This is a genomic window from Nocardia sp. NPDC005978 (genome assembly GCF_040614455.1).
Taxonomy (GTDB): Bacteria; Actinomycetota; Actinomycetes; order Mycobacteriales; family Mycobacteriaceae; genus Nocardia.
This window is the reverse complement of record NZ_JBEXUS010000023.1, coordinates 82,333-96,054: the sequence shown is the minus strand read 5'-3', so window position 1 is coordinate 96,054 and position 13,722 is coordinate 82,333. Positions and strand designations below refer to the sequence as shown.

Below are 13,722 nucleotides of genomic sequence, written 5' to 3'. Positions count from 1 at the left end.
ACGGTCGCCGTCCCCCGGGCTCCGCGTGGCGACCGGTGGAAACCTACTGTGCGAAAACCGCCGGGCGCTTCCCGAGCATGGCGTTCGCGCCCTCGGCGAAATCGGGGGAGCGCAGCAGCTCCGGCTGCCCCACGGCCTCGGCCGCCAGCGCCGCGTCGAGCGAGGTGAGCGCCGCGGCGTTGAGCGCGCGCTTGGTGAGTTCGATGGCCCGGCGCGGACCGTGCGCGAGCTTGGCGGCCGCGGCCTCGACCTTCGCGTCCAGCTCCGCCTCGGACAGCACGCCGGTGACGAGCCCGTGCCGCAGCGCGTCGGTCACCGGCAGCCGCTCGCCGAGCAGCGCCATCTCCGCCGCCAGCGGCCGCCCCGCCGCGGCCGCCACCATGGCCGCCGCGCCGCCGTCGGGCATGAGCCCGATATTGATGAAGGCCAGCAGCAGGTAGGCGTCCTCGGTGGCGTAGGTCAGATCCGCCGCGAGCGCGAACGCGACCCCGACCCCGGCCGCCGCACCCCGTAGCCGGGCGATAACCGGTACGGGCGCGTCGACGATGGCCTTGATCATCCGATTGGCCGCCACCATGGTCATCTCGGGGGTGATGCCGCGGGCCGCCTCGGCGGGACTGGCCGACAGATCCGCGCCCGTGCAGAAGTCACCGCCCGCACCGGTCAGTACTATCACCCGCACGGCCGGTTCCGCCGCCGCGGCCAGCACGGTTTCGCCGAGACCGACCATGGTGTCGTAGTCGATGGCATTCTTGCGCTTGGGATTGGTGATGGTGATGCGCAGCACCCGCCCGTCGAGCACGGCGGTGTAGCCCGGGGTCGTCGCGGCAATGCTCATCGGTACTCCTGCCCGCGTGCGGCGAATTAGCCCGCGCGATGTGTTCAGCTGTGCGAATTGTGGTTAACTTAGGGTGACTCGTCCGGCACTGTCAACAGCCGGTGCCGTTCGGAAGGAGAAAGCGCATGGTCGCCGATCGCAGCGAGGTGGGACTCGCCGACGCGCGACCGGCCGCCGAATCCGGCCCCCGCCGACGACCCAAGAATCGCAAGGCGCAGATCGTGCGGGTGGCCGCACGAGCCTTCGCTGAGCGGGGCTATCACCCCGTGGGCGTGGACGAGATCGCGGCCGAGGTCGGCATCTCCGGGCCCGCGCTGTACCGGCACTTCCACAACAAGTACGCCATGCTGGTCGCCGCCGCCGAAATGGGGGCCCAGCAGTTGCTCGACGCCGCCAAGGCCGCGGACGACCCGAACCTCGAACCGGAACCGCGACTCACCGCGCTGTTCCGCGGCATCACCGAATACACCATCGACTGCCGTCGCGAGGGCGGGCTGTACCGCTGGGAGCGCCGCTACCTCGAACGCGAGGACCGCGCGCGCATCCGCGTCATCTACACCGAACTGCACGCCACCATGGAAGCGGCGATCGCCGCGCTCTACCCCGACGCCGACCCCGCCGACATCAGCCTGCGCGCGGCCGCCGTGCTCAGCGCCATCGGCAGTGTCACCGCGCACCGCACGGCCCTGTCCAACACGCGCCTGGTCGGCCTGCTCAACGAGATCTGCTGGGACATCCTGCGCGCCGACCTGCCGCCGGTGCCGCCCCAGCCCGCGGGCGATCCGATCGTGCGCGGCCTGCCCGTCATCTCCAAGCGCGAGCAGTTGCTGACCGAGGCCATCCGCATCTTCGGCCGCCAGGGCTACCACGAAGCCAGCATCGAGGAGATCGGCGCGGCCGCCGGCATCAACGCCTCCAGCGTGTACCGGTACTTCGCCAGCAAGGCCGACCTGCTGGCCGCGGCCTTCCACCGCACCGGCGAGCGGGTGGCCATCGCCAACGCCGAGGCGCTCTCGGAGGCGACCAGCCGTTCGGACGCCGCGGTGCGCATCGCCGAGCGCTTCGCCCGCATGACCTTCCACATGCCCGAGATCCTGCCGGTGTACTTCGCCGAGTTCTCCAATCTGCCCGCCTCCGAACAGCATCGGCTGCGCTCGATCCAGCGGCAGAACGTCCTGGAGTGGGCCAATCTGCTCGAGGGCGATCAGGTGGAGGCGCGCTTCCGGGTGCACGCGGCCATCGGCCAGGTCGTCGATGTGGGCCGACGCCTGCGCTTCGACTCCCGCCCCGCGCAAATGGCCCGGGTCGCCGCGCTCATGAGCGCGGTGCTGCTGGGCGCGGACACCGCGAACGCGGCGGAACCGGTCGCCTAGGTCGCCCGGCCGCGAAAGCGACCGCCGCGCAGGCTCGATCGTATGGAATCGACGCCGCGGCCGGACCCGGTGCTCGGGCCCGGCGGCTCAGACCCGGTGCCGCAACCGGAACAGCGCCCGCGCCATGCGCAGCCGCTGCGGATGCCGGTCGAAGGTGCCCAGATCCACCGGATCCCGGCGGCGCTTCTCCACGATCGCCTGCGGCCGTGCGAATTCACGGAGCCGCTGCGCGTCCCGGATCCGGCCCGGACCGTGCACCCCGTACGCCGGGGCCGCGTTGACCGTCACCAGCTCGGTGCGGAGCCGTTCGGCGAACTCCGGCACGCTGCGCAGATCGCGGGTGAAAACCGCGACGGGCAGCGACCTTTCGTGCCCGTTGACGCGTTCCACCGCCTCGTCCATGGTCGCGACCCGGTTCACGATGAGCACCGGCCCGGTCGCCTCGCCGGTGGCGGCCAGGCTGACCTCCGGAACCTCGGTCAGCACAATGGGTTCGATGTAGGGCTCGCGAATCGACTCCAGGCTGCCGACCACCGGCCGCCCGCCCCGGGTGAGCGCGTCCCGGACCTGCCTGCGCACCACGTCGATCTGCGAGTCCAGGGTCATGGGCCCGTAGGAGGCGCGCCGATCGGCGGCCGGTCGCAGCCGGCGGGCCTGTTCGGCCACCAGCTCGAGGAAGGGCTCGTACACCGATTCCGCCACGTACACCCGGTGCACGCCCGCGGGTTGCTGGCCCGCATTGGACATCGACCCGTAAACCGCTGCCGCGGCGGCGATGTCGAGTCGCGCGTCGACCTGGACGATCATCGCGCCGCGCCCGCCCGGCTCGACCACCAGGGGAGTGGAGCTCTGCGCGCACAGCGCGGTGACCTCGCGGGCGCCCGCCACCGACCCGGAGTACGCGATCTTGTCCAGCCGGGCCCGGCACAGCGCGGCGGCGGTCGAACCGTCACCGGTGACCACCTGCAGCACAGGCTGATTGGGAGACAGTCGACTCCAGCTGTCGGCCAGCCAGGCACCGACCCCGGGCGTCAGCTCGCTGGGCTTGAAGACCACCGCGTTCCCGGCCGCCATGGCGCTCGCGATCGAATTCATCGGCGTGAGAACGGGATTGTGCCAGGGCCCCAGGACTCCGACCACGCCGAGCGGCCGGTAGCCGACCACGCCGGGCTCGGCCCGCCGGAACCACGCGCGGGCGCGGGTGGGGCGGCCCAGCGTCTTTTCCGCATGGCGCGCAACCCAATCCAGGTGCTCGATCGCGAGCGTCACCTCGATCGCCGCGTCCATCCGGGGTTTGCCGGTCTCGGTGCTGATGAGCTCGACCAGGTCGCGGGTGCCGCGCGCGATCACGCGTTTCCAGTCCAGCAGCCAGCGCCTTCTGCCCGCGAATCCCAGTGCCGCCCACCACTGTTCGGTGGTGCGGGCGGAGCGGACCGCGCGGGTCAGCTCACCGGCGCCCATGATGGCGAAATCGCCGACGACCTCGCCGGTGCGTGGATCGTACGATGTCAGTACCTTCGGTCGGCCCGTTCCCGTGCGCACCGTGGCCCGCGGCGGATGGGATTCCGACCGCGGCTGCGCAGACTCGGCCATGGTCACCCTCTCGTGGCCAATGAAATTCTCCCCGTCCCGCCAGACTATGGGCGGTGCGCGGACCCGACAAGGTACGAAAATCGACACATACCGCCCGGTCTGCGCCCGGAACAGCGGCTATTCGTAAACCCATCGGTTTGTGACCAAGCACACGTTTGCCGGATAGCTGCTTCGGCAAAGAAACGTCCTCGAAACTGGTGCCCCGGTAACATCGCGCACGGTGGAGTGGATCATCCCGGATGGGATGTGGGGACCTGCCGAAACGGGGCGACGGAATTGCCCGCCTATGCCGATAGTGGAGAGTTGATGCCGAGCTTGGACAAACCGGATTCGCAGACCGCGGAGACGCACAGCATAGGGAGCGAACCGGCCGTTTTCGTCGAGGACGTTCGTAAGTCGTTCGGCGATGTGCACGCGCTGCAGGGCATCAGCTTCAGCGCCGCCCGCGGCCAGGTGTTGGGCATTCTCGGCCCGAACGGCGCCGGCAAGACCACCACGGTCAAGGTCCTGTCCACCCTGCTGCGCCCGGACTCCGGCATCGCCCGCGTCGCCGGGCACGATGTGCGCAAGGATCCGGCGGCCGTCCGCCGCTCGATCATGATGACCGGCCAGTACGCGGCCCTCGACGAGAACCTCTCGGGCCGCGAGAACCTCGAACTCTTCGGCCGTCTCATGGGTCTGCAGCGCAAGGCCGCTCGACAGCGCGCCGACACCCTGCTCGAGGAATTCGACCTCACCGGCGCCGGCCGCCGCGCGGTCCGGCACTACTCCGGCGGCATGCGCCGCCGCGTCGACATCGCCTGCGGACTCGTGGTCCGCCCCGAGGTCGTCTTCCTCGACGAACCCACCACCGGTCTGGACCCGCGCAGCCGCCAGGGCGTCTGGGATCTGGTCAACACCCTCAAGACCCAGGGCATCACCGTCCTGCTGACCACGCAGTACCTCGAAGAGGCCGACGTGCTCAGCGACAACATCATCGTCATCGACAAGGGCACCGTCATCGCCGAGGGCACCGCCGACGCCCTCAAGGAGAAGACCGGCGGCAGCTACTGCGAGATCGTGCCGTTGGATCCGAGCGATCTCGCCAAGGCCGTCGAAGCGCTCGGCGAACTCGTGCCCGAGGCGGTCCGCACCGTGACCACCGGCGAACGGCTCTCCATCCCCGCGCCCGACGGTGCGGGCACCCTGTCCGACGCGCTGCGCAAGCTCGACGCCGCGGGCATCAAACTCGCCGACATCGGCCTGCGTCGCCCCTCGCTCGACGATGTGTTCCTCACTCTCACCGGGCACGGCGCCGAGCAGAACACGGCGGCCGTCACGGCGAAGCCGGAAGCCGTGCCGACAACGGCGGACGCGGAGCAGGCCGCCACCGCTGTCGAGACGACGGAGACCGCGGAGCAGAAAGCGTCCGCCGAGTGAGCGCCCCCGCCATGCCGGCCGGGGCACAGCTCTTCTCCGGGATGCCGGAGTCCAAACCGAACAGCTTCGCGCAGTGGCGTGCGCTGACCGGGCGCATCGTCTGGGTCATGGCCACCAAGGGCGAGCTGATCGTCGCGGTCTTCATTCCGCTGGTCTTCACCCTCGGCTTCTACCTGCCGCTCAAATTCATCATGTCGTTCCAGGGCATCGACTACGCCCAGTACGTCATGCCGATCATCGTGCTGCAGACCATGTCCTTCACCATGATGTCGAACGCGCAATTGGCCGCGTTCGAAGCCATGACCGGTCTCAACACCCGCATGCAGACCATGCCCATCGGCAAGATGGTGCCGCTGCTGGCCCGGCTCTCGGCGGGTCTGGTGCGTTCGGTCGTGTCCCTCGCCGCCGCGCTGGGCTGGGGCCACATGATCGGCTTCCGCTTCGTGGCCGGGTGGCAGCAGGCGCTGTGGTTCTGCCTGTTCTCCCTGGCGGTCGGCACCGTGCTGGCCATCGGCGCGGATGGTCTCGGGTCGCTGACCAAGAGTCCGGAATCGCTGAGTCAGGCGCTGACCCTGCCGACGCTCATCTTCGGCATGCTCTCCTGCGGCTTCGTGCCCGAAGACGGCTTCCCGGCGTGGATTCGGCCGTTCGTCCGCAATCAGCCCATCTCGCAGTTCTCCTACGCGCTGCGTGACATGGCCGCGGGCGGGGTGACCTGGCAGGTGCTGTGGGTGCCGCTGGTGTGGTTGATCGGCGGCCTGGTGGTCTTCACGCCACTGGCCGTGTGGGCGAGTGTGAGGCGATCATGAGTACAGTCATCGAGGCCGATCGGGCCACCGTCGCCGAAGCGGATTCGTGGGCCGGTCATCAGCCGTTGCCCGTCGTGCGCGCCCGCAACGAGAAGGCCCTGCGAATCTGGCTGCAGCAGAGCCTCATCCAGTGCAAGCGACTGCTGATCGGCTGGTCCCGGGACCCCGCGACCACCGTGCAGACGCTGGTCTACCCGGCGGCCACCCTGCTGATGTTCAACGTCGTGCTCGGCCACACGATCACCAGGGTCACCGGCATCCCCGCCGTGTACGGCCACACGCCGATGATCATGCTGGTGGCGGCCATGTCCGGATCGGTCGTCTCGGCGCTCGGCTTCAAGGTCGAGAAAGCGACCGGTCTGCTCGGGCGCTTCTACACCATGCCGACGCATCGGGCGGCCGGTTTGACCGGGCGGCTGCTGGCGGAGGCGATCCGGGTGCTGATCACCACGATCTTCGTGCTGCTGGTCGGAGTCTGCCTGGGCTTCCGATTCTGGTACGGCCCCGCGGCGTCCATCGCGATGATCCTGATTCCGGTGCTGTTCGCGATCGGTTTCGCGGTGCTGGTGACCGCGCTGGCCACCCTGTCCGAGGGCATCATGCTGGTGTCGATCATCGGCATCATCAGCAACCTGCTCATGTTCTTCAACTCCGGCTTCGTGCCGGTGGCCGCGTACCCCGCGTGGCTGCAGGGCGTGGTCGAGAACCAGCCCATGAGCACCGCGATCGACGCCATGAAGGGCCTCGCCTTCGACGGTCCCATCGCCACCCCGCTGTGGAAGACGGTGGCGTGGTCGGTCGGCATGATCGTGGTGTTCGCGTACCCCGCGATCCGCGGTTATCGGAAGGCCGCTGAAACCGGGGCGTGAAATTTCGTCCCGCATGCGAGCTTTGGGTGTGTCGTCGAGCCGGGAACCGGGTGTGTCGTGGATCACGCTAGGCTGAGTCCATGTCTTACCTGGTTACCGGGGCAACCGGGTTCATCGGCCGATTTCTGGTTCCCGAACTCCTCGAACGCGGCAGGCCCGTCCATGTGCTCGTGCGTCCCGGTGAAGACTCCGTCCTGCGTTTCAACCGCTGCATGCGCGCCTGGGATGCAGAGGGCCGGGTTCGTCCCGTGCGCGGGGACCTCGGCGCACCCGGGCTCGGGGTGGATCCGGGCTGGATCGCGGCGCACCGGGGTTCGATAGAACACGTCATCCACCTGGCCGGCGGCTACGACGCCGCCGTGCCCGGGGGCGGCACCCGCCGCGTCGCCGAACTCGCCGCGACCCTGGAAGCGGGCCTGCTGCACCATGTTTCGACCGTGCACGTGGCCGGCGGCTGGAACGGCACCTTCACCGAGGACATGCTCGACGTCGGCCAGCAGCTCGGCACCCCGTATCAGCGCGCCATGCTCGCCGCCGAACAGGCCGTGCGGGATCAGGATTCGGTGCCGTGGCGGATCTACCGGCCGTCCATCGTGATCGGGCATTCGCGCACCGGCGAGATCGATCGCATCGAGGGGCCGTACTACTTCTTCCGGCTGCTGCGCATGGCGGCGCAATTGCCGCGCATCCTGCCGGTGGTCGCGCCCAAGCTCGGCGACACCAACATGGTCCCGGTCGACTTCGTGGCCCGGGCGCTGGACCACATCGCGCATCGGCCCGGCGGCAACGGCCAGACCTACCACCTGGCCGACCCGCGCGAGCAGAGCGTCGCGGACGTGTTCAACCTCTTCGCCGACGAGGCCGGGGCGCCGCACCTGGTCGAGGTCATGCCAAAGCAGACCCTCGACATGACGATGAAGGTGCCGGGCATGGGCTGGATGCTGAAGCAGGTCGGCGTGCCCAGCGACGTCATCGAGCACAGCGAGTTCGGCTGCCGCTTCGACACCGCGCGGACCGGGGCCGCGCTGGCCGGCAGCGATATCAAGGTGCCGCCGCTGGCGGGGTACGCGCCGGTGATCTGGAAGTACTGGATCGAGAACTGGGTCTGACGCGCCGGGATCGTCGTGGATCGAGGGCTCAGGGCGCGGTGCTGGTCTCGCTCTCGTGGGTGCCCGGGAAATCCGGTTCCGGGCGCGGTTCCGGGCGGCCGTAATCCCAGCCCACCCAGCGATTGCGGTTGGTCCAGCCGACCAGGTCGTAGCGCCAGCGGAACGGCCAGGTGCGGGCCACCGTCATGAACAGGCCGCCGCCGAGCGCGGCGTAATCGTCGTGCGCGGACAGCAGCGCGCGCTGCTGGCGGGGGGAACCGGTGAAGAAGGCGTCGAACATCGCGATCGCCTGCGCCTCGGTGAGCCGGCCCAGGCCGTAGACCCCGCGCATGCGCATCCAGTACACGAGGCGCGCCTGCCACGGCCACAGCGCTTCGACCGGATCCGTGCCGCGCTGCACCGCGTCGACCGCGGTGTCCACCAGGGCCAGCGAATCGGCGACGCAGTAGCCGGTGATCGGGTGCATCATGCCGCCGCGCGAGCCGTACGGAATCACCTGCCCGAGACCGGTTTCCGGCGGCGGGGTGTCGAGCGGATAGTGCGCGGCCTCGCTGGGTTCGTCGCCGCGTAGTCGAATACCGTGCGCGGCCAGGCGATTCAGCGTGCGCCGCCGCAATTCGTGCTGCGGCATGCCGCCGCGCAGGCCGAGGCTGGTCTCCTCGAAGATCACCGTGCCGTCGCCCAGGGGCACCGAGTACAGGAAGCTCGGCGGGGCGCCGGGGCCCGCGCCGTTCTCGGGCCGCCAATCCAGCAGCAGGCCCTCGCCGGCCTTGACCATGGGCGCGGCGATGTCCTCGTCCACGAAAATGCCATGTGCGCTGGCGGTTCGGCGTTTGGCGGGGGAGGGCATGCCGCGGGTGTCGAACACCGTCGCCGCGCGGACCTCGGTGCCGTCGGCCAATTCGACCCGATGCGCCTGCACGATCCGGGCGCGACCGGCGATCACGGTGGCGTCGTCCAGCGCGAGGGTCTCGTGCAGGCCCCGTTTGGACAGCACGGCGTACGGCCGGTCGATACGGTGCGCGCTCTTGGTCCACACCACGGGGGCCTCGATGCGGCTGGCGATCACGCCGGGCGGCAACCAGTCCGGCAGTTCGTCGACCCAGCACGAGAAGGTGGGCGGGAAGAGCCGATCGGGCCGCGGATCCACCGCGACCACCCGCAACCCCGCCCGCATCGCCCGGTGCGCCAGGGCCCGGCCCGTGGGCCCGAGCCCCACCACGCACACATCGGCGGCTCCGCCGACCTTCCGGCCACTCATACCCGCATTCAAACAGCCGGGTCCCCGGGCCGCCAGCACCCGGGCGACCTCGCACCCCCGGGGTCGCGAAGAGGGCGGTTGCGGCGAATCGGCCGCGCCGAGTCGGCACACTGCTCTCAGCTGTGCAGACGGTGGTCGAAGGGATGTTTGAAACTGGTCAGTTTGATAGCACGCAATCTTCGAGTTACTGACAAGGCCCGGGGAATCCATGAGGAACGACAGCGATCCGCTGCAGAACACCACTGCCCGGCTGGCCGACGCGCTGACCGCCGCCCGCACCCGGGCCCGTTCCGCCGACGGCTGGCTCCAGGTCGAGGCCCGCGCCGACGGTGAGATCACCATTCACATCGACGACCGCGCCCCCGCCCTGACCGGCGGCGAACTGGGCCGCCGCCTCACCGCCCTGGCTCAGCAGGCGCTCGCCGACGCCCGTGCCCACGCGGCCGCCGCGCTCGCCGCCTTCCGCGCCGACCCGCGTATCGAGGCGGCGGTGCAGGCCACGACCGCCGCGATCGACGCGCCCCGGCCGGAGTTGGCAGGGGTTGGTTCCCGGTCGATGTCCGGCGGGAAGCTCGCCACCGCACGATCCGCGCACGCGGTGAGCGCGCCCGCCCAACCCGTGCCCCCGGCCCGGGAACCGCGCGCCCGAGCCGACGCCGAGCTGGCCCGTGAACTCGAATTCGAGGACGAGGTCCGCGAGAACCAGGCGTTCCTGCGCCGCAGCCTGGGCCGGTAGTCCCGTGCCGAGCCCCTTCGCCGAGTCGCTCCGCATCGACCAGGCCGACGCCCTGAGCCTGGCCACCACGGTGCGCGCCCACGGCAGGTCCCTCGAAGAACTCCCCGCCGGTCAGGCCGCGGCCGGTGTCGCCGCGGGCTTCGCCGGCTTCCGCCTCGGGACGGTCTGCGCCGCTCGCTCCGCGGATACCGACGACGCGACCGCCGCGCTAGGCCGGGCCCTGGAACTGATCGGCGGCAACACCGTCCGCTGCGTGGACGCCTTCCACCACACCGACAACGCGGTTCGCCTGAACATCGTGGACGCGACGACCCACCTCCCGAACCCATGACCGCCCCCGTCACCAAGTCCCAGGCCTACGCGCTGGCCCCCGATTCCCTCACTCGCCAGATCGCCGAGTGGACAACGGCCCGCGACACGACCCAACTCCACCTGGACCTTTCGGCCCGCGACTACGCCGCCTCCACCACCTTCTGGGAAGGCGCCGCTGCCGACCGCGCCCGCGCCGCGGTGACCGAAACCGCCACCGCGGCAACCACCCTGACCACAGCCCTAACCGCCGCGATCACCACCGCCACGACCGCTCGAACGAAAATCGCTATGGCCCAACAGATCACGATCGCCGCGATAGATCTGGCCGAGAAAAACAACTTTCAGGTCGCCGAAGACGGCACGGTAACGCCCCCCGACGCCGCCCTCTCCCTCCCCGCCGACGCGACCCCCGCCGACCTGGCAATGGCACAGGGGGCTTTGAACCACACCGCCAAAACCTTCTACGAGCCCCCGATAAAGCTGGCCCTCGCCGGCCTCGGCCAGATAGTAGAAAACGCGACCGCCGCAATAGATTCCGCCTTCGAGCCGCTGACCGCCGTCAAGGCCCTCCCCTCGCGGGTCTCGGTATCCCTCGGCGAACGCGGTCAGCGGGTGCAGGACGTCATCGACAGCAAAGCCGCCCTGCCCGCCGATCAGCAGGGCTTCGGCGACTTCTGGCAAACCCTGGGTCAGGAAGAGAAAGACGCACTCTGGTTGCACGATCAGTACCTCGGTAATCGCGACGGCATGCCGGTCGCCGAGCGTGACCACTACAACCGCATCAAGCTCGCGGACGAACTGGCGCGGGCCCGCGCCGGCGACCCCGCGGTGAGCGGCAAGCTCGCCGATCTCGAAGCGGTCGACAAGGCCGTCAACACCGGGCCGCTGAAGAACGAACGCATGCTTCTGCTGTTGGACACGCAATCGGGCGCACAGGCGCACGCGGCTGTCTCGGTCGGCAATCCGGATACAGCGGACCATGTCTCGGTCACCACGCCCGGTCTGAACACGACGGTGCACAGTTCGATCGGCAGCATGGTCGCCGAGGCCACGACGTTGCGAAACACCGCTGTCTCGGACCTGCTGACGGCGAATCGCCCCGACAGCACCGTCGCGACGATCGCCTGGATCGGCTACGACGCACCGCAGTTGGCCAATACCGACGAGTGGTGGGATACCGACAACGCCCAGGGCGGCTGGGACGTGGCACACGACGACCTCGCGGCGAACGCGGCACCCAGGCTGGCGTCCTTCTATCAGGGATTGCACGTCTCACACGGCGGGGATCCCCATCTGACCGCGGTCGGCCACTCCTACGGGTCCCTCCTTACCGGCATGGCCCTGCAGCAACCCGGCCCCCATCCGGTGGACGACCTGGTCGTCTACGGTTCGCCTGGCCTGGACACGGGGTACAACCCGTGGGAGAACGCGCTGGACAAGCTCAACCTCGACCCCGGCCACGCCTACGAGATGACCGCGCACGACGACGCCGTGGCGAGTCTCAACGGCTTCGGTCTGAGTCCTGGCTACATTCCTGGTTTCACGCACCTGGAGACGGGTGCGGAGGTAACTCCCGACGGCGTCCGCCGCGACGGTGCGGTGGGTCATTCGGAATACCCGCGATCGGGCGATGACGGCGAACAACTCCGGACGACCGGATACAACATCGCCGCCGTCGTCGCCCGGTTGCCGGTGGTCGAAGGGGACCCCGGCTACAAGACGGGACCGACCGACCTCGGCCGAGCAATTCTGGACTGGGTGCGATGACTTCGAGCGTGGGGCGATGACAGTGAAGCGCAAACGAATTCGGCTACATGTCGCTGCGGCCGCAGTGCTGCTGACCATGACGGGATGTGATCGAGCGGTGTCGGACCCTGCCGAACAGACCAGCCGGGCGGAATCGGACAACGCGGAGCGAACGCTCGCGGGTCTGCCTTCGCTCGAGGAATCGAAGGCCGAACTCGAGGCCGCGGTGCTGCAGCTCGCCGCCTACATCGACACGCTCGTACCGGGCTTGCGGTGGGAATGGAAGGACAGCGAACTGGGTGCCGAGTGCAGCCCGCCCTTCGAGAAGTCCCAAGGTGTGAAGCTCTTCCTCCGCCACTACACCGCGTCGGGCCCCGTTCCCGACGACCTGTGGCCCGCCGTCGCACAGAGGGCGAAAGAGCTTGCCGCACCGCTGGGCTCCACCGAGGTGGAAACTTTCCCCGAGCAGGCCGGCAACCACGGTGTGCGCTACTTCGGCTCCAACGCCCCCGTGCTCTGGGCCCGCAGCGGCGCGGCCACGGTCATCACTTCCAACACCGGCTGCCGCCTCCCGCGAGAGGTCAAGGACCGGGATTGAGCGGCGGCAGCACGGAAGCGCCGGAACGCGGTGCCACTGATCGCAGGTTCTGGTGGGTGCCGTCCGCGGTCGCGGTGCTGCTCATGCTGATTCTGACATTCGGGTTCGCGGCGCTGTCGGTCGTGAGCGGTTTCGCCACGGACTCGTGCAACGGCGCGGCTTCGCGCCCGCGAACGTTCGCTCACCTGCACCGCGCACAGACCCTGTTCGCGGTGTCGTGGCTCGCGGTCCTGGCGCAGGTGGTCATCGCCTGCCGGTCCCACTGGGTCGCGCGCGTGATGCTGGCCGGATCGCCGCTCGTCCTCGGGGTGGCGGCGCGCGAGCACCCCGGTCGCCGAGTAGTCCTCGCGATTCCTGTTGCCTCGCAACAGGAATCGGCGGTGCGCGGCAGCCCCGGCCGCGCACCGGCGTCTCGCGAACTACTTCGGCGTCACCCACGTGGTGATATCCGCGTGCACCACCTCGAGCCCCGAGCGGTCGTAGATCGACACCGGAACCACGATCTCGCGGCCCTCGGTGATCGCCGTGAAGTCCGGGACCTCGGGGAGCTTCGCCACCGCGTGCAGGCTCGAGTTCGCCTTCGCCAGGTACTGCACGTTCATCGCCTTGGGGATCCAGCGGTGGGTGCCGGGGACCGTCGCCTCGGACAGCATGCCCATGGCCACCTCGGCGAGGTTGCAGGCGGCGATCGCGTGGAACGTGCTCAGGTGGTTGTGGATGCCGAACCACTTGGGGGCGCTGACCTCGCACAGGCCCGGTTCCAGGCGGGTGACGGTCGGCAGGATCGTGCCGAAGTAGGGGACCCGCGCGACCATGCCGAGGGAGAACAGGGTGTGGCCGAGCCGGTTGTCCGGCAGTTTCTTCCAGCCGCGGTAGGTGGCGGTCTCTTGTGTCATACCGCTATCTTACTCAATAGTAAGTTCTGTGGAACCCCTCGGGCGCGCCCGGGAAGCGTTTGCCTATAGGTTGGATTCGCCCCCGAACGCGGCGGCTGTGACCAGCGCCATCGCCATCCGGGATGGATGTGGGGGGCGATTTGAAGTCCCCCCGGGGCGTGGG

The 13,722-nt window shown here is 69.4% G+C and carries 13 protein-coding genes; 9 read left to right on the top strand and 4 right to left on the bottom strand.

The genetic code is table 11. The features are described from left to right. Window positions 1-43 precede the first annotated feature (43 nt). On the bottom strand, window positions 44-838 hold the full coding sequence (locus tag ABZ319_RS13530; protein WP_354986671.1) for an enoyl-CoA hydratase-related protein: 795 nt from the start codon (window positions 836-838) through the stop codon (window positions 44-46). Window positions 839-963: 125 nt separating this feature from the next. Between ABZ319_RS13530 and ABZ319_RS13525 the strand changes: the two genes are divergently transcribed. Beyond that, the gene (locus ABZ319_RS13525; RefSeq protein ID WP_354986670.1) at window positions 964-2,211 is read left to right on the top strand and encodes a helix-turn-helix domain-containing protein; all 1,248 of its coding nucleotides are present in this window, start codon (window positions 964-966) and stop codon (window positions 2,209-2,211) included. Window positions 2,212-2,298: 87 nt separating this feature from the next. On the opposite strand, the gene ABZ319_RS13520 is transcribed toward ABZ319_RS13525, so the two are convergent. After that, window positions 2,299-3,804, bottom strand: a complete 1,506-nt coding sequence (locus ABZ319_RS13520) for an aldehyde dehydrogenase family protein (RefSeq protein ID WP_354986669.1) — start codon at window positions 3,802-3,804, stop codon at window positions 2,299-2,301. Between the two features lie 306 nt (window positions 3,805-4,110). Here ABZ319_RS13520 and ABZ319_RS13515 point away from each other — a divergent pair, with 306 nt between their 5' ends. The 4 genes from ABZ319_RS13515 (at window position 4,111) to ABZ319_RS13500 (ending at window position 8,010) form a co-directional block, all read left to right on the top strand. After that, a complete protein-coding gene (locus ABZ319_RS13515) occupies window positions 4,111-5,223 on the top strand; it encodes an ATP-binding cassette domain-containing protein (RefSeq protein ID WP_354986668.1) in 1,113 nt (370 codons plus the stop codon). A gap of 11 nt (window positions 5,224-5,234) precedes the next feature. Next, on the top strand, window positions 5,235-6,032 hold the full coding sequence (locus ABZ319_RS13510) for an ABC transporter permease (protein ID WP_354986674.1): 798 nt from the start codon (window positions 5,235-5,237) through the stop codon (window positions 6,030-6,032). Beyond that, window positions 6,029-6,901: an ABC transporter permease gene (locus tag ABZ319_RS13505; protein ID WP_354986667.1), complete on the top strand. Its 873-nt coding sequence runs from the start codon at window positions 6,029-6,031 to the stop codon at window positions 6,899-6,901. The genes ABZ319_RS13510 and ABZ319_RS13505 overlap by 4 nt, the downstream gene beginning before the upstream one ends. Before the next feature lie 80 nt (window positions 6,902-6,981). Then, on the top strand, window positions 6,982-8,010 hold the full coding sequence (locus ABZ319_RS13500) for an SDR family oxidoreductase (RefSeq protein WP_354986666.1): 1,029 nt from the start codon (window positions 6,982-6,984) through the stop codon (window positions 8,008-8,010). Window positions 8,011-8,038: 28 nt separating this feature from the next. On the opposite strand, the gene ABZ319_RS13495 is transcribed toward ABZ319_RS13500, so the two are convergent. Beyond that, on the bottom strand, window positions 8,039-9,271 hold the full coding sequence (locus ABZ319_RS13495; RefSeq protein ID WP_354986665.1) for a lycopene cyclase family protein: 1,233 nt from the start codon (window positions 9,269-9,271) through the stop codon (window positions 8,039-8,041). Between the two features lie 208 nt (window positions 9,272-9,479). Here ABZ319_RS13495 and ABZ319_RS13490 point away from each other — a divergent pair, with 208 nt between their 5' ends. From ABZ319_RS13490 to ABZ319_RS13475, 4 genes are read left to right on the top strand one after another with little or no spacing between them, the layout of a single operon-like run. Continuing rightward, complete coding sequence (locus ABZ319_RS13490) at window positions 9,480-10,007, top strand: hypothetical protein (RefSeq protein ID WP_354986664.1); 528 nt, start codon at window positions 9,480-9,482, stop codon at window positions 10,005-10,007. Window positions 10,008-10,011: 4 nt separating this feature from the next. Further along, window positions 10,012-10,338 (top strand): hypothetical protein, encoded by a 327-nt coding sequence (locus ABZ319_RS13485; protein ID WP_354986663.1) that lies wholly within the window; start codon window positions 10,012-10,014, stop codon window positions 10,336-10,338. Then, window positions 10,335-12,086 (top strand): alpha/beta hydrolase, encoded by a 1,752-nt coding sequence (locus ABZ319_RS13480; protein ID WP_354986662.1) that lies wholly within the window; start codon window positions 10,335-10,337, stop codon window positions 12,084-12,086. Before ABZ319_RS13485 ends, ABZ319_RS13480 begins: the two co-directional genes overlap by 4 nt. A 16-nt stretch (window positions 12,087-12,102) precedes the next feature. Continuing rightward, window positions 12,103-12,663: an LppA family lipoprotein gene (locus tag ABZ319_RS13475; protein WP_354986661.1), complete on the top strand. Its 561-nt coding sequence runs from the start codon at window positions 12,103-12,105 to the stop codon at window positions 12,661-12,663. Between the two features lie 419 nt (window positions 12,664-13,082). On the opposite strand, the gene ABZ319_RS13470 is transcribed toward ABZ319_RS13475, so the two are convergent. Continuing rightward, window positions 13,083-13,559, bottom strand: coding sequence for a hotdog fold domain-containing protein (locus ABZ319_RS13470; RefSeq protein ID WP_354986660.1), 477 nt, complete (start codon window positions 13,557-13,559; stop codon window positions 13,083-13,085). Window positions 13,560-13,722: the final 163 nt, after the last annotated feature.

Coding starts and splice junctions, on each gene's coding strand:
- ABZ319_RS13530 (WP_354986671.1), bottom strand. CDS start 838: ATGAGCATTGCCGCGACGACCCCGGGCTACACCGCCGTGCTCGACGGG.
- ABZ319_RS13525 (WP_354986670.1), top strand. CDS start 964: ATGGTCGCCGATCGCAGCGAGGTGGGACTCGCCGACGCGCGACCGGCC.
- ABZ319_RS13520 (WP_354986669.1), bottom strand. CDS start 3,804: ATGGCCGAGTCTGCGCAGCCGCGGTCGGAATCCCATCCGCCGCGGGCC.
- ABZ319_RS13515 (WP_354986668.1), top strand. CDS start 4,111: ATGCCGAGCTTGGACAAACCGGATTCGCAGACCGCGGAGACGCACAGC.
- ABZ319_RS13510 (WP_354986674.1), top strand. CDS start 5,235: ATGCCGGCCGGGGCACAGCTCTTCTCCGGGATGCCGGAGTCCAAACCG.
- ABZ319_RS13505 (WP_354986667.1), top strand. CDS start 6,029: ATGAGTACAGTCATCGAGGCCGATCGGGCCACCGTCGCCGAAGCGGAT.
- ABZ319_RS13500 (WP_354986666.1), top strand. CDS start 6,982: ATGTCTTACCTGGTTACCGGGGCAACCGGGTTCATCGGCCGATTTCTG.
- ABZ319_RS13495 (WP_354986665.1), bottom strand. CDS start 9,271: ATGAGTGGCCGGAAGGTCGGCGGAGCCGCCGATGTGTGCGTGGTGGGG.
- ABZ319_RS13490 (WP_354986664.1), top strand. CDS start 9,480: ATGAGGAACGACAGCGATCCGCTGCAGAACACCACTGCCCGGCTGGCC.
- ABZ319_RS13480 (WP_354986662.1), top strand. CDS start 10,335: ATGACCGCCCCCGTCACCAAGTCCCAGGCCTACGCGCTGGCCCCCGAT.
- ABZ319_RS13475 (WP_354986661.1), top strand. CDS start 12,103: ATGACAGTGAAGCGCAAACGAATTCGGCTACATGTCGCTGCGGCCGCA.
- ABZ319_RS13470 (WP_354986660.1), bottom strand. CDS start 13,559: ATGACACAAGAGACCGCCACCTACCGCGGCTGGAAGAAACTGCCGGAC.